The sequence below is a fragment of the Streptomyces sp. NPDC005925 genome (genome assembly GCF_040638805.1).
Lineage (GTDB): Bacteria > Actinomycetota > Actinomycetes > Streptomycetales > Streptomycetaceae > Streptomyces.
Window position 1 is genome coordinate 23,273 of the sequence record NZ_JBEXVL010000005.1, and the last position, 17,465, is coordinate 40,737.

At 73.1% G+C, this 17,465-nt stretch carries 16 protein-coding genes and 1 pseudogene; 11 read left to right on the forward strand and 6 right to left on the reverse strand.

Annotation, left to right across the window (positions count from 1 at the left end):
- Nucleotides 1-53 precede the first annotated feature (53 nt).
- Complete coding sequence (locus ABZ354_RS08660; RefSeq protein ID WP_358654413.1) at nucleotides 54-425, forward strand: GntR family transcriptional regulator; 372 nt, start codon at nucleotides 54-56, stop codon at nucleotides 423-425.
- A gap of 60 nt (nucleotides 426-485) precedes the next feature.
- Here ABZ354_RS08660 and ABZ354_RS08665 read toward each other — a convergent pair whose 3' ends face one another.
- The 3 genes from ABZ354_RS08665 to ABZ354_RS08675 all read right to left on the reverse strand — a co-directional run bounded on the left by ABZ354_RS08665 (nucleotide 486) and on the right by ABZ354_RS08675 (nucleotide 3,721).
- Nucleotides 486-1,238, reverse strand: a complete 753-nt coding sequence (locus ABZ354_RS08665) for a DUF72 domain-containing protein (RefSeq protein ID WP_358654415.1) — start codon at nucleotides 1,236-1,238, stop codon at nucleotides 486-488.
- Between the two features lie 39 nt (nucleotides 1,239-1,277).
- Nucleotides 1,278-2,372 carry a DUF5925 domain-containing protein gene (locus tag ABZ354_RS08670; protein ID WP_358654417.1) on the reverse strand — a complete coding sequence of 365 codons (1,095 nt, stop codon included), beginning with the start codon at nucleotides 2,370-2,372 and terminating at the stop codon, nucleotides 1,278-1,280.
- Between the two features lie 143 nt (nucleotides 2,373-2,515).
- Nucleotides 2,516-3,721 carry a S8 family peptidase gene (locus tag ABZ354_RS08675; RefSeq protein ID WP_358654419.1) on the reverse strand — a complete coding sequence of 402 codons (1,206 nt, stop codon included), beginning with the start codon at nucleotides 3,719-3,721 and terminating at the stop codon, nucleotides 2,516-2,518.
- Nucleotides 3,722-4,051: 330 nt separating this feature from the next.
- Here ABZ354_RS08675 and ABZ354_RS08680 point away from each other — a divergent pair, with 330 nt between their 5' ends.
- The 3 genes and pseudogenes from ABZ354_RS08680 (at nucleotide 4,052) to ABZ354_RS08690 (ending at nucleotide 5,646) form a co-directional block, all read left to right on the forward strand.
- Entirely contained in the window at nucleotides 4,052-4,846 is a 795-nt protein-coding gene (locus ABZ354_RS08680; RefSeq protein ID WP_358654421.1) for an SGNH/GDSL hydrolase family protein, read from the forward strand.
- Nucleotides 4,847-5,144: 298 nt separating this feature from the next.
- Nucleotides 5,145-5,261: pseudogene (locus tag ABZ354_RS08685) on the forward strand (anti-sigma factor); the annotation flags it as partial.
- Between the two features lie 115 nt (nucleotides 5,262-5,376).
- Nucleotides 5,377-5,646 (forward strand): hypothetical protein, encoded by a 270-nt coding sequence (locus tag ABZ354_RS08690; RefSeq protein WP_358654423.1) that lies wholly within the window; start codon nucleotides 5,377-5,379, stop codon nucleotides 5,644-5,646.
- A 309-nt stretch (nucleotides 5,647-5,955) separates the two neighbouring features.
- Here the strand turns inward: ABZ354_RS08690 and ABZ354_RS08695 are convergent, their stop codons facing one another.
- Genes ABZ354_RS08695 through hmgA form a run of 3 tightly spaced genes read right to left on the reverse strand, consistent with a single transcriptional unit; the run spans nucleotide 5,956 to nucleotide 9,241 of the window.
- Complete coding sequence (locus ABZ354_RS08695; RefSeq protein ID WP_358654425.1) at nucleotides 5,956-7,122, reverse strand: type ISP restriction/modification enzyme; 1,167 nt, start codon at nucleotides 7,120-7,122, stop codon at nucleotides 5,956-5,958.
- 26 nt (nucleotides 7,123-7,148) lie between these two features.
- The gene (locus ABZ354_RS08700) at nucleotides 7,149-7,898 is read right to left on the reverse strand and encodes a GntR family transcriptional regulator (RefSeq protein WP_358654427.1); all 750 of its coding nucleotides are present in this window, start codon (nucleotides 7,896-7,898) and stop codon (nucleotides 7,149-7,151) included.
- Nucleotides 7,899-7,924: 26 nt separating this feature from the next.
- Nucleotides 7,925-9,241 carry a homogentisate 1,2-dioxygenase gene (hmgA, locus tag ABZ354_RS08705; protein ID WP_358654429.1) on the reverse strand — a complete coding sequence of 439 codons (1,317 nt, stop codon included), beginning with the start codon at nucleotides 9,239-9,241 and terminating at the stop codon, nucleotides 7,925-7,927.
- 226 nt (nucleotides 9,242-9,467) lie between these two features.
- Between hmgA and ABZ354_RS08710 the strand changes: the two genes are divergently transcribed.
- The 7 genes from ABZ354_RS08710 to ABZ354_RS08740 all read left to right on the forward strand — a co-directional run bounded on the left by ABZ354_RS08710 (nucleotide 9,468) and on the right by ABZ354_RS08740 (nucleotide 17,354).
- Nucleotides 9,468-10,007, forward strand: coding sequence for a hypothetical protein (locus ABZ354_RS08710; protein ID WP_358654431.1), 540 nt, complete (start codon nucleotides 9,468-9,470; stop codon nucleotides 10,005-10,007).
- A 29-nt stretch (nucleotides 10,008-10,036) separates the two neighbouring features.
- Complete coding sequence (locus tag ABZ354_RS08715; protein ID WP_358654965.1) at nucleotides 10,037-10,651, forward strand: TetR/AcrR family transcriptional regulator; 615 nt, start codon at nucleotides 10,037-10,039, stop codon at nucleotides 10,649-10,651.
- A gap of 153 nt (nucleotides 10,652-10,804) precedes the next feature.
- Entirely contained in the window at nucleotides 10,805-13,087 is a 2,283-nt protein-coding gene (locus ABZ354_RS08720) for a molybdopterin oxidoreductase family protein (RefSeq protein WP_358654433.1), read from the forward strand.
- A gap of 135 nt (nucleotides 13,088-13,222) precedes the next feature.
- On the forward strand, nucleotides 13,223-14,659 hold the full coding sequence (locus ABZ354_RS08725) for a citrate:proton symporter (RefSeq protein WP_358654435.1): 1,437 nt from the start codon (nucleotides 13,223-13,225) through the stop codon (nucleotides 14,657-14,659).
- Nucleotides 14,660-14,702: 43 nt separating this feature from the next.
- A complete protein-coding gene (locus ABZ354_RS08730; protein WP_358654967.1) occupies nucleotides 14,703-15,860 on the forward strand; it encodes an MFS transporter in 1,158 nt (385 codons plus the stop codon).
- A gap of 101 nt (nucleotides 15,861-15,961) precedes the next feature.
- Nucleotides 15,962-16,534, forward strand: a complete 573-nt coding sequence (locus ABZ354_RS08735) for a hypothetical protein (protein WP_358654437.1) — start codon at nucleotides 15,962-15,964, stop codon at nucleotides 16,532-16,534.
- Nucleotides 16,518-17,354, forward strand: a complete 837-nt coding sequence (locus ABZ354_RS08740) for a class F sortase (protein WP_358654439.1) — start codon at nucleotides 16,518-16,520, stop codon at nucleotides 17,352-17,354. The genes ABZ354_RS08735 and ABZ354_RS08740 overlap by 17 nt, the downstream gene beginning before the upstream one ends.
- Nucleotides 17,355-17,465: the final 111 nt, after the last annotated feature.

The following is a 17,465-nucleotide window of genomic DNA, read 5'->3' on the forward strand; positions in this document are numbered from 1 at the left end:
CAGGGACGCCGCCCGCTGCCTCTCATTTTCCGCGGGTGCGGGACAATCGGGCGGTGACCTTGAAGATCGACATCGATGACAGTGCCGCTCCGCCGTACGAGCAGGTGCGCGTGCAGATCTCCGCACAGGCCCGGTCGGGCGCGCTGCCCGTGGGCCACCGGCTGCCGACGGTGCGCGGGCTGGCCGAGGAGCTGGGGCTCGCCGCGAACACGGTCGCCAAGGCGTACCGGGCGCTGGAGGCGGACGGCGTGATCGAGACGCGGGGGCGCAACGGCACGTTCGTGGCCGCCGCCGGCCCGGCCGCCGAGCGCGAACTGGCGTCGGCGGCCCAGGCCTACGTCGAGCGGGCCCGCCGGCTCGGGCACACCGGGGCCGACGCGCTCGCGGCCGTACGGGAGGCCCTGCGGGCGGCCTACGGGGGATAGCGGCCGGCCGGGGGTCGTCGGCGGGGTCGGCCGGACACCTGGTGTGCGCGGGCCTGCCGGTCAGGGTGTGCGCGTGGGGGTGAGCCCCGCCGCGTCCGCCGCGTCCGCGAACGTCGTCGCGTCACGCACCGCCGCCCCGTTCGGGTCGTTGTTGAAGTAGGCGTACACGTCCGCCCCGGCGGGCCACGTCCCGGAGATCCGCCCGGCCCACGTCCGCAGCGACTGCCCGCCGTAGCGCGGCCACGCCTCGGCGCGGCCCTCGTGGAAGCGGACGTAGCCCCAGTCGGCGGTGCGCCACAGCGGTGTCACCGGGCGGGCCCGGACGTCCGCCCAGCACAGCGCGGCGCCCCGGGCGGTCAGGACGGCACGGACCTCGTCGGTCCACCACGACGGGTGGCGCGGCTCGACCGCGACCCGCGTCGGCGCCGGGAAGCAGGCCAGGCAGGCGTCCAGCAGCGCTGGGTCGCAGCGCAGCGTCGGAGGCAGCTGCAGCAGGACCGGTCCGAGGCGGTCGCCGAGGCCCGCGGCGCGGCTCATCAGCCGTTCCACCGGCTCCTCGGGGTCCCGCAGCCGCTTGATGTGGGTGAGGTACCGGCTGGCCTTCACCGCGACGACGAAGCCCGCCGGGGTCCGCTCCCGCCAGGCCTCGAAGGTCTCCCGGGACGGCAGCCGGTAGAACGCGTTGTTGACCTCCACGGTGGCGAACCGCGCCGCGTACTCCTCCAGCCACAGCCGCGTGGGGCAGCCGTCCGGGTAGAGCACGCCCCGCCAGTCCTTGTACTGCCACCCCGATGTCCCGACGAACAGGGTCATACGTCCATCAAAGCACTCTGTCGTCACAAGACCCTGCTGCTACAGGTACAGCCCGGCGTCCGCGTCCTCGCGCTGTTCCGGCAGGGACGTGGGCGAGGTGCCCCGGCGCAGCGCGTACAGCTCTGCCAGGGTGGCGCCCTCGCGGCCGACGCCCTCCTCGGTGCCCAGCCAGTTCACCGCCTCCCGGCGGGTCAGCGGGCCCACCTCGATGCGGGCCAGGCACCGGCCGGGGCGGACGACGGCGGGGTGCAGGCGTTCGAGGTCCTCGTTGGTGGTGACGCCGACCAGGACGTTGCGCCCCTGGCCGAGCAGGCCGTCCGTCAGGTTCAGCAGCCGGGACAGCGCCTGGCCCGCCGTGTGCTTGGCCTCGCCGCGGATCAGCTCGTCGCAGTCCTCCAGGAGCAGCAGCCGCCAGCGGCCCTTGCCCGAGCTGTCCTCCTCGCCGATCGCGATGTCCATCAGATAGCCGACGTCGGAGAACAGCCGCTCCGGGTCCAGTACGCAGTCCACCTGGCACCAGTCCCGCCAGGACCGGGCGAGTGTGCGCAGCGCGGACGTCTTGCCGGTGCCGGGCGGGCCGTGCAGCAGGAGCAGCCGTCCGGCGATGTCCTCGGGGGTCGTCTTCATCAGGCGGTCCATCGCGTCCGCGACCGGCGCCGTGTAGTTCTCCCTGACCTCGTCCCAGGTGCCCGCGGAAATCTGCCGGGTCGTACGGTGCGGGCCGCGCCTGGGCGAGACGTACCAGAAGCCCATCGTCACGTTCTCCGGCTGCGGTTCGGGCTCGTCGGCCGCGCCGTCGGTGGCCTGGCCGAGGACCTTCTCGGCCAGTTCGGCGGAGGTCGCCGTCACCGTGACGTCGGCGCCGCGGTTCCAGCGGGAGACCAGCACGGTCCAGCCGTCGCCCTCCGCGAGGGTCGCGCTGCGGTCGTCGTCGCGGGCGGCGCGCAGTACGCGGGCACCGGGCGGCAGCAGGGTCGCGCCGGAGCGGACGCGCTCGATGTTCGCCGCGTGCGAGTACGGCTGCTCGCCCGTCGCGAAGCGGCCGAGGAACAGCGCGTCGACGACGTCGGACGGGGAGTCGGAGTCGTCGACGTTGAGCCGGATCGGCAGAGCGTCGTGTGGGTTCGCAGACATGCCGCCCATGATCCGGCACACGGGCGGCGTGTGCACCCCGTTTCCCCGGTGTGCGCGGCGCGCCGCACGCCGGGCGCCGGGAGTCCCCGAAGGCGCGGGAAACGCCTCCGGGGACCGGTGGAGCGGGGGGAGCGTGGCCGGACTTACGGCACGATCTTCAGCAGGCGGTTCGGGGAGCCGCTGCCCGCGCTGGTGACCTTGCCGGTGGTGGCGCCGTTGACCAGCGCCGAGGCGACCTGGGCCGGCGTGGCGGAGGAGTGGCCCGCCAGGTAGACGGCGGCCGCGCCCGCGACGTGCGGCGTGGCCATCGACGTGCCGGAGATGGTGTTCGTGGCGGTGTCGCTGGTGTTCCAGCCGGCCGTGATGGAGGAGCCGGGGGCGAACAGGTCGAGCCCGGAGCCGTAGTTGGAGTAGCTGGCCTTGGCGTCGGTGCTGGTGGTGGCGCCGACCGTGATGGCCTCGGTGACGCGGGCCGGGGACGTCGAGGAGGCGAGGCCGCTGTTGTTGCCCGCGGCGATGGCGTAGGTCACGCCGCTGGCGATGGAGTTGCGGACCGCGTTGTCCAGGGTGGTGGAGACGCCGCCGCCGAGCGACATGTTGGCGACCGACGGTCCGGAGTGGTTCCGGGTCACCCAGTCGATGCCCGCCACGACGCCCGCGGTGGTGCCGGAGCCGCTGTTGTCCAGTACCCGGACGGCCACGATCCGCGCCTTCTTGGCGACGCCGTACGTGGTGCCGGCGACCGTGGTGGCCACGTGGGTGCCGTGGCCGTTGCCGTCCTGGGCGACGCTGTCGCCGTCGACGGCGTCGTAGCCGTTGAACGCCCGGCCGCTGATGTCGGTGTGGGTGATGCGCACGCCGGTGTCGATGATGTACGCGGTCACACCCTGCCCGGCGGAGTCCGGGTAGGTGTAGGTGCCGCTCAGCGGCAGCGAGGTCTGGTCGATGCGGTCCAGACCCCAGGGGGCGTTGGTCTGGGTGGCGTCGACGTGCACGCGCTGGTCCTGCTCGACGGAGGCCACCGCCGGGTCGGCGGCCAGACGCGCGGCCTCGTCGGCGGAGAGGGTGGCGGCGTAGCCGTTCAGCGCGGCGCCGAACGTCTTCTTGACCGTGCCGCCGTACTCCTTGATGAGGTTCTTGCCCGTGGTCGAGGAGGCCTGGAAACCGGCCGCCTCCTTCAGCGTGACGATGTAGCTGCCCTTGACCGCGGTGGGGGAGTTCGCCGCCAGTACCTTGCCCTCGGCCGGGGCGGCCTGGGCGGGGAGCGCGGTGAGTCCGCCGACGAGGGCGGCGGTCGCCAGGGTGGTGGTGGCGGCGAACCGCAGTCTCTTGCTACGCAGCTGAGCCATGAGAGGAAGTCCTCCTGTGTGGCGTCGGGTGCCTGGGTGGGGCACGCGGCTGTGGGGGTGTGCGAACGGAATCGCACGCACGGCCCTGAGCGTCGGGTTCCGCTCTCGGGCCGGAGCCAAGAGTGAATCGGGATCGCGCCCAGAAACAAGAGGTTTGAACGCCCGTCAACAAATTTGTCGTGGGCACGTAACAAAATTCGGCCGGGAAGGTTGAAGTAGGGGGGATGCGTGAACGGTGTACTGACGGGTATGACTTGGCATGGACACCACCAGTCAACGCGCGTAGCTGGTCCCACAGTTGTAGCAATGAAGCTGCTATAGGGAGATTCCATGAGACGTTCCCGTATTGCCGTCATGTTGAGTTCGCTCGCCCTCGCCGCCGTCTCCGTCCTCACCGGGGCGAGCACGGCGTCGGCCGCGACGGGCCCGTACGTGGCCCTCGGCGACTCCTATGCCTCCGGCGTCGGCGCCGGCAGCTACACCAGTGAGAGCGGCAGCTGCAAGCGCAGCACGAATGCCGCCCCCTACCTCTGGGCGGCTTCCCACGCCCCCTCCTCCTTCTCCTTCATGGCCTGCTCGGGCGCCGTCACCTCCGACGTGCTGAACAACCAGCTCGGCCCGGTCAACGCCTCCACCAGCCTCGTCTCGATCGCCATCGGCGGCAACGACGCCGGATTCGCCGACGTGATGACGACCTGTGTGACCTCGAGCGACAGCGGCTGCCTGTCCCGCATCAACACCGCCCGCTCCTTCGTCCAGTCGACGCTGCCGGGCCGGCTCGACAACGTCTACAACGCGATCCGCGGCCGCGCCCCCTCGGCGCGCGTCGTCGTGCTGGGCTACCCCCGCTTCTACAAGCTCGGCGCGAGCTGCCTCGGTCTGTCCGAGACGAAGCGGGCGGCCATCAACGACGCCGCCGACTACATGAACGACACGATCGGCAACGTCGCCCGCAACCACGGCTTCACCTTCGGTGACGTCCGGGGCACCTTCACCGGCCACGAGCTCTGCTCCGGCAGCGCCTGGCTGCACAGCGTCAACTGGACCAACATCGGCGAGTCGTACCACCCGACCGCCTCCGGCCAGTCGGGCGGCTACCTGCCCGTCCTGACCAACGCGGCCTGACTCTCAGCCAGAGGGCGTGACCGAGGCGGAGACCCCGTTCCCCGGGGTCTCCGTCACGCACGTCACCCGAGAACGCCCCGGGTCCGGCGCGACCCGCGCCGGTGACCGCACCTCCACGCCGATCGCGTTCTCGGACGTCCCGCCGCGCCGTACGGTGTCACGAGCGCCGTGTCCTGCCTCGTGCGCCCGCCGCCCTCCGGGAACGCCGCTCCTCACACCCTCCCCCTGTACTTCATCCGCACGTGTGCCGGCCCGGCCGGCGCCCCTGACGGCGGCACGCACCGCACAGGCGTCACGCCTCGGCCGGTGCGCGGCCTCACTCGCCGTGACGATCGAGCCGGGCGTGGGCTCCGCGCAACCGACCGGCCAGCGGGCTGTCCAACTCTCCCTGGAATCGGTCGGATCCGGAGAGTAGTGATCAACCCCCTTGCGGGGAAAGTGAATCCTGTGGGCGCGATACACGAGTGCCGCAGGAGAGCGATAGGGTTACTCTGCCCGGGCCGGGTGGACTCGTACGGGTGGGGAGTGACATGGAACAGATAACAGTGCACAGCAGGGCGAGGGTTCCTGCGATCACCTGTGGGAGCAGCGCGACCAGCTCGCGCCTGGACCGTCATCTCGCGGTGCTGGGCGGTCCCGCCGTCCCGCAGCGGGAGACCGTCGAGGCGACCTCGTTGATGCGTGAACTGACCGCGCGTGACACCACGCACAGTCGCAGCGGCAGGGACGCCCGCGTCAGGCGCGTCTCGCTCTTCGCTCCGCTGCGCCGACTGAGCCGCACGCTCTTCGGCAGCAGGTAGACCCGCGCTCGTCGGCCGCACCGTCCCCGGCTCGGCGCTGTGCCCGCGTCGTCCGTCATCCCCACGGCGCGTGGCAGCGCCACAGGTGCGTCCCGAGCGCGGGCACCGGCCCCCTTCGTCACTGCCGTCTCCTCGCCCGGCAGTGACGCCGCGTTCGACACCCGCAGCCGCACGCCCGTCGCTCCGCCACCCACCGGCCACCGCGTGCGGCTGTCACCACCCCACCCACCGCCCAACGGGCCGAGCGACGAGGACGTACGACGCGTCGGCCGCTCGACGGCTTCGCCTCCCCCTCCATGGCAGTTCGCCTCAAAGCAGCGCGAGCTGACCCTCCGGGCCCTCCTCGTGCGCGTCGAGCACCGAGGCCGGGCCGCGAGCCCGTTCCGGAGGCGGGAGGACACCCGCCCCACGCAGTTCGGACGCCGTGACCGGCGCGGCGAGGCTCAGTTCCGACTGCGCCGGACGCAGGTCCGTGAGCAGGGCCAGAACCGTGATCAGCTCGAGGAGTTCCGAGGTCCAGGTCTGCGGCCACGCGGCCGGGCGGATCGCCGACAGCGTGCCGGGTTCGGCCGCCGCAGCGCGGGCCGCGAACCACTGCTCCAGCACCCGGACGCCGTTCACCTCGAAGTCCCAGGCCTGAGACGGCACCGGGGAGATACGGCCCTCGTCCAGGTGCAGCGTCTCCGCGTCCCGGTCGTACTCCAGCGTCACGGGCCGGGCCGGGAGCGGGGCGCGCACGTAGGGGCGCCGGCCGCCCGGCAGCTTGGGCCGCTCGCCGTCCCGGCGCATCAGCCACAGCATGCGGCGGCCCAGCTCCACGCCCCGCGCCCACACGTCCGGGTCACCGCTCAGCGGCACCGCGCCGCCGGGCCGCATCACGGCCAGCGTCCACGCCAGCACGTCCAGCGGGGCGGGGCAGTGGCCCAGCCGCCGCGTCAGGTGCTCCAGCAGGCCGGGCGCCAGGTTCGGTTCGGCGCCGCCCGGCCGCCGGTACAGCGGGCGCACGCGGCCCGGCCGCATCAACGGCAGCAGGGACGTCGCCAGCAGGGCCGGTCCGGGCGTTCCGGGGCTCGCAGCCGTCTCCACCGCGAAGACCTGGTGCCCGTCCGTCACCCGCCACAGCTCGGGCCGCGCCGCGTCGATCAGCCGGTGGTCGGGGATCAGCCACTGCTCGTCGAACGGCGCGCACAGCACGCGTACGGGGTCCGGGCAGGGGCCCGAGGCGCGCGCCAGCCGCTCCGTGCCACCGGTGCCGCCCGGGAGCTGACCCACCGCTGTGTGCAGGGTGCGGGAACGCGTCGGCTCCAGCAGGGCCGCACGGTCGGCCGCACCGGCCTCGACCAGCGCGTTCCAGCGGGCCGTGAGGGACGCCGCGTCGGGGGCCGTCGGCCACCCCCGGCCGATGCGCGGCGGTGCGACGGACCACGGCATGAGGTCCGCCAGCGGCGGAGCGTCGTCGTGCGTCACGCCCGGCATGGTACGACGACCGTCCCGCGCCGAGGTCAGTTGGCGTCCAGCGTCACCGAGAAGGAGAAGCAGTCACCGCGGTAGTGGATCACCGCCACGTCCAGCACGCGCCCGTCCGCGTCGTACGTCACGCCCGTGTAGTGCAGGATCGGGCTCAGCAGCGGCACCTGGAGGAGCCGGGCCGTCTCCGGGTCGGCGAGCCGGGCCGCCACGGTGTCCGTGATGCGGCTGATGTCCGCGCCGACCACGTCCCGCAGCACCTTCGTCATCGGCCAGCGGACCAGGTCGTCCACGTCGATGCGGCCGGCCAGCGCCGGACGCACGTAGTTGCGGGCGTGGTTGGTGGGCTCGCCGGTCTTCTCGTCGCTGCGCAGCCGGTGATACGTGCCGACCTCGTCGAGATCCGGGAAGTGCTCGGCGAGTCCGGGCGGGACCGGGGCCCTGCCGTACTCCAGCAGTTCGGTCGTCATGCCGGACTGCTGTGCCACGATCGCGTCCACCGAGCCGAGCAGCCGGACCGGGGCGCCCCGGCGGGCGTGCGGCTCGATGAAGGTGCCGCGTCGGCGGTGCCGTGTGATGAGGCCTTCCTCCTCCAGCTCCTTCAGCGCCTGCCGCATGGTCAGCACGCTCACGCCGTAGTGCCCGGCCAACTGCTCCTCGGTGGGCAGGCGCAGCGGGTCCTGGGGCGAGCGGCCGAGTATCGAGGCGCGCAGCGACTGCGACACCTGGTACCAGAGCGGCAGTTTGCGGTTCAGGACGATCGAGTCCGGGGCGAAGGGGGTCACGGGCCATCCGTACCGGTCGGCCATGCTCAGTGCAAGGGGCCGAAGTGCCGCTGGAGGCCCTGCCAGACGTCGTCGTACCCCTGTTGCAGGTGGTCCGCGCGGGCAGCCTGCGGCGTCAGCGTCACCGGCCAGCGGGTCTCGAACATGAACGCGAGGCCGTCGTTCACTTTCTGCGGGGTCAGTTCGGCCGCGCTCGCCCGGTCGAAGGTCTCCCGGTCCGGGCCGTGCGCCGACATCATGTTGTGCAGCGAGCCTCCGCCGGGCACGAAGCCTTCCGCCTTCGCGTCGTACGCGCCCTCGATCAAACCCATGTACTCGCTCATCACGTTCCGGTGGAAGTACGGCGGCCGGAACGTGTTCTCGCCGACCAGCCAGCGCGGCGCGAACACCACGAAGTCCACGCCCGCCAGGCCCGGCGTGTCCGACGGCGAGGTCAGCACCGTGAAGATCGACGGGTCGGGGTGGTCGTAGGAGATCGTGCCGATGACGTTGAAGCGGCGCAGGTCGTAGACGTACGGCAGGTGGTTGCCGTGCCAGGCGACCACGTCGAGCGGGGAGTGGTCGTAGGTGGCCGACCAGAGGTTGCCGCAGAACTTGTTGACGACCTCCACCGGGCCCTCCACGTCCTCGTACGCGGCGACCGGGGCGCGGAAGTCCCGCGGGTTGGCGAGGCCGTTGGCGCCGATCGGGCCGAGGTCGGGGAGACGGAAGGGGGCGCCGTAGTTCTCGCAGACGTAGCCGCGGGCGGTGTCGTCGAGGAGTTCCACGCGGAAGCGGATGCCGCGCGGGATCAGCGCCACCTCGCCGGGCTCGGCGCGCAGCAGGCCGAACTCCGTGCGCAGCAGCAGACCGCCGCTCTCCGGCACGATCAGCAGCTCGCCGTCGGCGTCGCCGAAGACCCGCTCCATCGAGGTGTCGGCGTAGTACAGGTGCACGGCCATGCCGGTGCGCTGGGTGACGTCGCCGTTGCCGCCGAGGGTCCACAGGCCGGCCACGAAGTCCGTCCCGGCGGGCGGTTCGGGCAGCGGGTTCCAGCGCAGCCGGTTCGGGTCGGGCACCGTCTGGGTGAAGGGGGCGGAGCGCAGCGCGCCGTTGCCCGTACGGGTGAATGCCGGATGCGCGGCCGACGGGCGGATGCGGTACAGCCACGAACGCCGGTTGTGCGCCCTCGGCTCGGTGAACGCCGAGCCGCTGAGCTGCTCCGCGTACAGCCCGAGCGGGGCTCGCTGCGGCGAGTTGCGGCCCTCGGGCAGCGCGCCCGGCACGGCCTCGGAACTGTGCTCGTTGCCGAAGCCCGACAGGTGGGCCAGTCCTTCGGCCGTCTTCCGTGCGTCCCCGCTCATGATCGCTCCCTTGCCTTCACGCGCCCGCCCGCGATTCCTATGTATCACCGTAGGATTACGCTTTCCCTTTCCGCAAGAGGACCGCGGGTATCCGGGGGGAAGTGCCTCCTCCCACACGTTCCCCGCCGGGTCCTCGACAGGAACCCGCCCGGTTCTCAAGGGGAACGGCAAGAACCAGACTTCAGGGGGATTCGCCCACTCGCACCCGCGTTCTACGCTCGCCGTCATGTCGTGGACGCGGGGCATCCCCGCCGCGCTCGCGGTCTGTGTCACGCTGGCGGCCGGACCGGTGAGTTGCGGCACCAGTGGTGCGCGAGAGACGGGAAACGGGGAGTCGCCGGCAGCGGCCGGCAGGCTCCTCGACGAGACCGACGAGCAGGGCCGGCGCCTCCGCGAGGTCGGCGGGGAGCACGCGCCCCGCATCGGCATCGAGGTCCAGCCCGAGGACGACGGAGGCTGGGACATACGGCTGAGCCTGCGCGGCTTCAGCCTCTCGCCGCCCGGCACCCGGCAGCGCGCCTCGCCGGGCCGTGGCCTCGCGCAGCTCTACGTGGACGACCGGCTCGTCACCCGGCTGCACCGCCCCGAGCACCGGCTCCCCGCCGTGCCGCGCGGCACCCACCACATCACCGCCCGGCTCTACGCCGACGACGGCACCGTCTGGGCGGTCGACGGCAAGCCCGTGGAGAGCACGGCCGACATCACCGTGTCCGGGACCGGGCCCGCGCCGACCGGCCGCGAGGCGGGCGCCGGACCCCGGGGGTGAGGTTCACCCGAGGGCCGCACAACGGCATGATGAGCCTCGTGTCCCACTCCACATCGCTACGACGTGCACCCGTTCAACGGCGCAGTGCCGAACGGCTGACCCGGATCCTCGACGCCTGCGCCGACCTGCTCGACGAGGTCGGCTACGACGCCCTGAGCACCCGGTACGTCGCGCAGCGCGCCCGCGTGCCCATCGGCTCCGTCTACCGGTTCTTCGGCAACAAGCGGGAGATGGTCGGCGCGCTCGCCCAGCGCAACCTGGAGCGCTACACCGACCGGGTCACCCAGCGCCTGCGGCAGTCCGGCGAGGGCTGGCGCGCGGTCATGGACACCGTCCTGGACGAGTACCTGGAGATGAAGCGCACCGCGCCCGGCTTCTCCCTGGTCGACTTCGGCAACCAGATCCCCATCGGGACACGCGACGGCGAGCCCAACACCCTGGTCGCCGACCGCCTCACCGAGTTACTCGCCGGCCGGGTGGGCCGCGAACCGGACGAGGAGCTGCGACGCACCTTCCTCGTCGCCGTGGAGACCGCAGACACACTGGTCCACCTCGCCTTCCGGATGGCTCCCGGGGGTGACCCGGGGGTCATCGGGGAGACGCGGGAGATTCTGCGGGCGTATCTGGCACGGGTGCTGGACTGAGCCGGCGCCGTACCCGGGCCGGTGCCGGACCGAGCCGGCAGATGCGGGTCGGCGGGGGACGCCCGCCCGCAAGGGACTCCCCAGCATGCCTACCGGTCGGTATGCTCGCGTGTGCCGGGCGTTCATCGCCGCCGCCACCCTCCGGGAGGACCCGTGTCCCGCACCGCTCTGCGCATCTGCCCCCTGTGCGAGGCCACCTGCGGGCTGACCCTCACCGTCGAGGGCAGCCGGGTCACCGCCGCCCGCGGCGACCGCGACGACGTGTTCAGCAAGGGGTTCATCTGCCCCAAGGGCGCCGCCTTCGGTGCCGTCGACGGCGACCCCGACCGGCTGCGCGGCCCACTGGTCCGGCGCGACGGCGAACTGCGCGAGGCAAGCTGGGAGGAGGCCTTCGACGCGGTCGCCGCCGGTGTCCGCCCCGTCGTGGAGCGGTACGGCCCCCACGCCGTGGGCGTCGTCCTCGGCAACCCCAATGTGCACACCATGGCCGGCGGCCTCTACCCGCCCCTCCTCATCGGCGGCCTCGGCACGCGCAGCGTCTTCAGCGCCTCCACGGTGGACCAGATGCCCAAGCACGTGTCCTGCGGGCTGCTCTACGGCGACGCCAACCTGATCCCCGTACCCGACCTGGACCGCACCCGCCACCTGCTCCTCATCGGCGCCAACCCGCTGGAATCCAACGGCAGTCTGTGCACCGCCCCCGACTTCCCCGGCAGGCTCAAGGCCCTCAAGGCGCGCGGCGGCACGCTCACCGTGATCGACCCGCGCCGTACCCGCACCGCGAAGCTCGCCGACCGGCACGTCGCCATCCGGCCTGGAGGCGACGCGCTGCTGCTCGCGGCGATGGCGCACGTCCTGTTCGAGGAGGAGCTCACCGACCTCGGCGACCTGGCCCCGCACGTCGAAGGGCTGGACGAACTCCCGGACGCTCTCGCCGACTTCACGCCCGAGGCCGTCGCCGGGGCCTGTGACGTCGACGCGGGTACGATCCGCGCCCTCGCGCGGGAGCTCGCCGCCGCGCCCGCCGCCGCCGTGTACGCCCGCATCGGCAGCTGCACCGTCCCGCACGGCACCCTCGCCAGCTGGCTCGTGGACGTCCTCAACGTGCTCACCGGCAACCTCGACCGGCCCGGCGGCGCCCTCTTCCCGCAGGCCGCCACGGACCGGACGCCGCGCCCCGCCGGACCCGGTCGCGGGTTCGCGCTCGGGCGCTGGCGCTCCCGGGCCGGCGGGCACCCGGAGGCCAAGGGCGAGGTGCCGCTGTCCGCGCTCGCCGAGGAGATCGACACCGCGGGCGGCGAGGGCGAGCCGGTGCGGGCCGTGATCAGCGTCGCCGCCAACCCGGTGCTGTCCGCACCCGACGGCGACCGCCTCGACCGGGCCCTCGGTTCCCTGGACTTCATGGTCAGCGTCGACCCGTACCTCAACGAGACCTCGCGCCACGCCGATGTCGTACTGCCGCCGCCCCCGCCCGGCCAGAGCCCGCACCACGACTTCGCGTTCAACGGGCTCGCCGTGCGCAACCAGGTCCGCTACACCCGTGCCGCCGTCCCCCTCGAACCCGGCCGCATGGCCGAGACGGAGATCCTCGCCCGCCTGATCCTCGCGGTGACCGGGATGCACGGCGCCGACCCGGCAGCCGTCGACGCCACGGTGATCGAGCAGACCCTCGGCAGGGCGGCGGGCGAGGCGCACTCCCCGGTGCACGGCCGGGACCCGCGCGAACTCGCCGCACGGCTCAGCGGCGAGAACGGCCCGGAGCGGCGCCTGGACATGATGCTGCGCCTCGGTCCGTACGGCGACGGGTTCGGCGCCCGGCCCGACGGGCTGACCCTGGACAGGCTGCTCGCGCACCCGCACGGCATCGACCTCGGGCCGCTCGCGCCCCGGCTGCCGCAGCCGCTCAAGACCCGCAGCGGCAAGATCGAGCTGCTGCCCGGCCCGATCGCCGCCGACCTGCCGCGCCTGCGCCGGGCCATGACCGAACGCGCCGAGGGGCTCGTCCTCGTCGGCCGCCGCCATCTGCGTTCCAACAACAGCTGGATGCACAACGTGCCCGCCCTGACCGGCGGCACCAACCGCTGCACGCTCCACATCCACCCCGACGACGCCGCCCGCCTCGGCGTGACCGACGGCGCCCCGGTGCGGGTCAAGGGTGCCGGGGGGGCGGTGACGGCGCCCGCCGAGATCACGGACGTGGTCCGTCCCGGTGTCGTCAGCCTGCCGCACGGCTGGGGACACGACCGGCCCGGCACACGCCAGCGTCACGCCGCGACCGACCCCGGCGTCAACGTCAACCAGCTCCTGGACGGCAGCCTGCTCGACCCGCTGTCCGGCAACGCGGTCCTCAACGGCGTACCCGTCGACCTCACGCCCGTGGATCTCGCGCCCGTCGACCTCGTGCCGACGGCCGGGCAGGCCGGCCCCGTGACCTGAGCAAAGCCGTGACCTGGAGTTTTGCGCATATTGCTCGCCGCGCGACGTCTTGTTGACGCCGCTCGACGGGACCTAACGTCGCTCGCACCGCCGACCCCGGTGAGATGTTCAAGGGCGAACGTTAGGTGTCCCTCCATGCTGACCATCCTCGGCTTCGCCATGATCGCGACCTTCCTGGTCCTGATCATGATGAAGAAGATGTCGCCGATCGCGGCGCTCGTGCTGATCCCCGCGCTGTTCTGCGTGGTCGTCGGCGAGGGCGCCCACCTCGGCGACTACGTCCTCGACGGCGTGAGCGACCTCGCCCCCACCGCGGCGATGCTCATGTTCGCGATCGTCTACTTCGGCGTGATGATCGACGTCGGACTGTTCGACCCGGTCGTGCGGGCGATTCTGCGGTTCTGCAGGGCCGACCCGATGCGGATCGTCGTCGGCACCGCGCTGCTCGCCGCGATCGTCTCCCTGGACGGCGACGGCTCGACCACCTTCATGATCACGGTCTCGGCGATGTACCCGCTGTACAAGCGCCTGAAGATGAGCCTGGTCGTGATGACCGGCGTCGCCGCCATGGCCAACGGTGTGATGAACACGCTGCCCTGGGGCGGCCCCACCGCACGCGCCGCCACCGCCCTGAAGCTCGACGCGAGCGACATCTTCGTCCCGATGATCCCGGCCCTCGCCGTCGGCCTGCTCGCCGTCATCGGCCTGTCGTACGTCCTCGGTCTGCGCGAGCGCAGGCGGCTCGGCGCGCTGACGCCGGGCGACGTGTCCGCCCGGGAGCCGGAGGAGTCGACGGCGACGGAGGGCGAGACGGTGCTGGTGGGTGCCGGTGCCGGCAAGTCCCGTGCGCGGGCGGGCGGTTCCGGTGCGGCCGCGGGCCCGGCCGGCGGATCGGGCGCGCTCGTGGAGGCGGACGAGGACGGCGCCGGTCTTCAGGGCCTCGACGCGGACCGGCCCACCCTGCGGCCCGGCCTGTACTGGTTCAACGCGCTGCTCACGGTCGTCCTGCTGACCGCCATGATCATGGAGCTGCTGCCGATTCCGGTGCTGTTCCTGCTCGGCGCCGCGCTCGCGCTCACCGTCAACTTCCCGCACATCCCCGACCAGAGGGCCCGGCTGGCCGCCCACGCCGACAACGTCCTCAACGTCTCCGGGATGGTCTTCGCCGCCGCCGTCTTCACCGGCGTCCTGCAAGGCACCGGCATGGTCGACCACATGGCCCGCTGGCTCGTCGACGTCATCCCCGCCGGCATGGGCCCGCACATGGCCCTCGTCACCGGCCTGCTGAGCCTGCCGCTCACCTACTTCATGTCCAACGACGGCTTCTACTTCGGTGTCCTGCCCGTCCTCGCCGAGGCGGGCGCCGCACACGGCGTGACCCCGGTGGAGATCGCCCGCGCCTCGATCGTGGGCCAGCCGCTGCACATGTCCAGCCCGCTCGTCCCGGCCGTGTACGTCCTGGTCGGCATGGCCAGGGTCGAGTTCGGCGACCACACCCGGTTCGTCGTGAAGTGGGCCGCCCTCACCTGCCTCGTGGTGCTGACCGCGGGCATCCTGTTCGGCACCGTCTGACCCGCGGGGAGGTGACGTCGCCATGGCACCCGGGGCCGCCGTCGTGACTCCCGGCGGGAACCGCGGCTGGCTGCTCCGCCTCGTCGTCGCCTTCTGCTTCGCGCAGGGCGCGGTGTCGATGGCCCGCCCGGCCGTCTCGTACCGGGCCCTCGCGCTGGGCGCCGACGAACGGGCCGTCGGCGTCATCGCGGGCGCGTACGCGCTGCTGCCCCTGTTCGCCGCCGTACCGCTGGGCCGCCGCACCGATCACGGCCGCTGCGCGCCCCTGCTGCCTGCCGGTGTCGTCCTCATCGCGGGCGGCTGCGCGCTGAGCGGTGCCGCGGGCTCCCTGTGGGCGATGGCGCTGGGGAGCGGGGTGATGGGCCTCGGGCACCTGTGCTTCGTCATCGGCGCCTCCCTCGGCCAGCTCGTCGGACCGGTCGCCGCGGGCGCCCTGATCGGCGGCCCCGACCTGGCCCGCAGCAGCGCCGTCGCGCTCCTCGCGGCGGGCACGGGAGCCGCGGTCGCCTGCACGTCCCTGTGGCGCGTCGAGCACCGCACGGCCGCCACGTCCCGTTCGCCGCGCGGGGAACGCGTGCCCGTGCGGGGCATCCTGCGGGCGCGGGGCGTGCCCGCGGGCATCCTGGTCAGCCTCGCGGTGCTGTCCGCGACCGACGTCCTCACCGCCTATCTTCCGGTGATCGGCGAGCACCGGGGCATCGACCCGTCCGTCATCGGCGTGCTGCTCGGTCTGCGCGCGGCGGTCACCATCGCCTGCCGCCTGGTGCTCACCCCGCTGCTGCGGCTGCTCGGGCGCACCATGCTGCTCACCGTGACGTGTGTGCCGGCCGCCGTGCTGTGCGCCGGGGTCGCGCTGCCGGTGCCGGTGTGGGCGCTCGCCGTGATGCTCGCGGCGCTGGGATTCTGCCTCGGCGTGGGGCAGCCGCTGTCCATGACGACGGTCGTGCGGGCCGCCCCCGGCAACGCCCGCTCCACGGCCCTGGCCCTGCGGCTGACCGGGAACCGGCTCGGCCAGGTGGCCGCGCCCGCCGCCGCGGGCCTGGTGGCCGGTGCCGCGGGCGTGGGGGCACCGTTCGTGATGCTCGGCGCGCTGCTGCTGCTCTCCGCCGGCGTCGCCCTGCGCTCCCCGGCAGACCGAGCGGGAAACGTCGTACGGACACGCCGGTCGGGCCGCATCCTGAGCCGAAAGAGCGACACCTGACGGCTCGTACGGCCCTGTCGCCGCGCGTTCCGACGGAACGTGACACAGAGTCAGGCAAAGAGTGATTTGTATGAAAATCACCTGACTCGGAGGAAGATTACATGGCCACCTCGGTCCGTCCGCGGCGCGTCGCCGCATTCGCGGTGCTCGCCGCCGCGGCATCCACGCTCGCAGTGACCCCCACGGCCGTCGCCGCCCCCGGCGACAACGGAGACGTCAAGATTCACGTGGTCGGGGCCGATCCCGCCGACCCGGCGGACGAGTCCAGGGTCTGCAAGTTCTATCTCGCCGCCTTCAACTTCGACACCGTCCGGCAGATCGCCTGGACCATCAGGTCCCAGCCCGTCCTGCCCGGCGTGCCGGTCCGCACCGGCACGCTGACCCTGCAGACCGGCACCGGCGCGACCCCGTCGGTCTCGCTGCCCGACGGCCGGTACAGACTGACCTGGAGCGTCGTGGGCGGCGTGGGCCCCGTCCAGGGGAAGGCGTTCACGGTCGACTGCCCCGACGACCCGACCGTCCCGCCCAACGGCGGTCCCCCGGCGGGCGGCGGCGGTCTGGCCCGCGACGCCGCCTTCACCCCGGTCGCCGGTGCGGCGGGCGTCGGCCTGGCCGCGGTCGTCGCGGTCGCCTGGCTCCGGTTCCGTCGCCGCGCCCATGGTCCGGCCTCCTGAGCGCAGGGGCCGGCCCTCCCGCCGGACGCGCGCCTACCGCCTGACGCGGACGGTCGCCCTGACCCTCTGCCTGGTGGTGGGCGTGGTCCAGTGGGCCGAGGACGACGAGCCCGGAGCGGTCGCCGCCGCTTCGGGTCCCGCGGAGGCCCGCTCGGACGGCGCGTCCCACGCCGCCGAGCGGGCCCCCGCCCGGACGGCGGCCCCGGCCCCGCCGCCCGGCGCCGGAAGCGGGGCCTCGCCCGGTGCGGGACGGAGCACCCGGCCCGGCTCCCGTGAAGCGGGCACCCGGGCCGCCCCCCGCGCCACGCCGAAGCCACGGGCCGCGCCCCGGCCGGTGCCGCCGTCCCGCGCCACCCGTCTGCGGGTCCCCTACCTCGGCATCGACGCCCCGGTCATGCGCCTCGAACTCGACGCGCGGCACCGGATGACGGCCCCGCCCGACGGCCACCCCAACCTGGTGGGCTGGTACGCGGACGGACCCACGCCCGGCGAGAACGGCACCGCCGTGGCCGTGGGCCACCTCGACACCGAGAAGGGCCCCGCCGTCTTCGCCGGCCTCAGCGAAATGAAACCCGGCCGCCGTGTCGAGGTCCGCCGCGCCGACGACCGCACCGCCGTCTACACGGTCGACGCCGTCAGGAGGTACGAGAAGGACGCCTTCCCCGACAAGGAGGTGTACGGCAACCGGAGCCGTCCCGAGCTGCGGCTGATCACCTGCGGCGGCCGCTACGACCGGCGCCGGGGCTACCTGGGCAACGTGGTCGTCTTCGCCCACCTCACCCGGGTCCGTGACCCCGGCAAGCACCGGCCATCTGGCTGAATCCGGGCGTCCGTTTCCTCACCCGCTGAGCAGAAGTGACCGATCCCGCCCTGTCTCTTCCCTCAGGTGCGCACCGTCCGTCGAGTTCCGTGACCCAGCCCCGCACGGTCC

Coding starts and splice junctions, on each gene's coding strand:
- ABZ354_RS08665 (WP_358654415.1), bottom strand. CDS start 1,238: ATGACCCTGTTCGTCGGGACATCGGGGTGGCAGTACAAGGACTGGCGG.
- ABZ354_RS08670 (WP_358654417.1), bottom strand. CDS start 2,372: ATGTCTGCGAACCCACACGACGCTCTGCCGATCCGGCTCAACGTCGAC.
- ABZ354_RS08675 (WP_358654419.1), bottom strand. CDS start 3,721: ATGGCTCAGCTGCGTAGCAAGAGACTGCGGTTCGCCGCCACCACCACC.
- ABZ354_RS08680 (WP_358654421.1), top strand. CDS start 4,052: ATGAGACGTTCCCGTATTGCCGTCATGTTGAGTTCGCTCGCCCTCGCC.
- ABZ354_RS08690 (WP_358654423.1), top strand. CDS start 5,377: ATGGAACAGATAACAGTGCACAGCAGGGCGAGGGTTCCTGCGATCACC.
- ABZ354_RS08695 (WP_358654425.1), bottom strand. CDS start 7,122: ATGCCGGGCGTGACGCACGACGACGCTCCGCCGCTGGCGGACCTCATG.
- hmgA (WP_358654429.1), bottom strand. CDS start 9,241: ATGAGCGGGGACGCACGGAAGACGGCCGAAGGACTGGCCCACCTGTCG.
- ABZ354_RS08710 (WP_358654431.1), top strand. CDS start 9,468: ATGTCGTGGACGCGGGGCATCCCCGCCGCGCTCGCGGTCTGTGTCACG.
- ABZ354_RS08715 (WP_358654965.1), top strand. CDS start 10,037: ATGAGCCTCGTGTCCCACTCCACATCGCTACGACGTGCACCCGTTCAA.
- ABZ354_RS08725 (WP_358654435.1), top strand. CDS start 13,223: ATGCTGACCATCCTCGGCTTCGCCATGATCGCGACCTTCCTGGTCCTG.
- ABZ354_RS08735 (WP_358654437.1), top strand. CDS start 15,962: ATGGCCACCTCGGTCCGTCCGCGGCGCGTCGCCGCATTCGCGGTGCTC.
- ABZ354_RS08740 (WP_358654439.1), top strand. CDS start 16,518: ATGGTCCGGCCTCCTGAGCGCAGGGGCCGGCCCTCCCGCCGGACGCGC.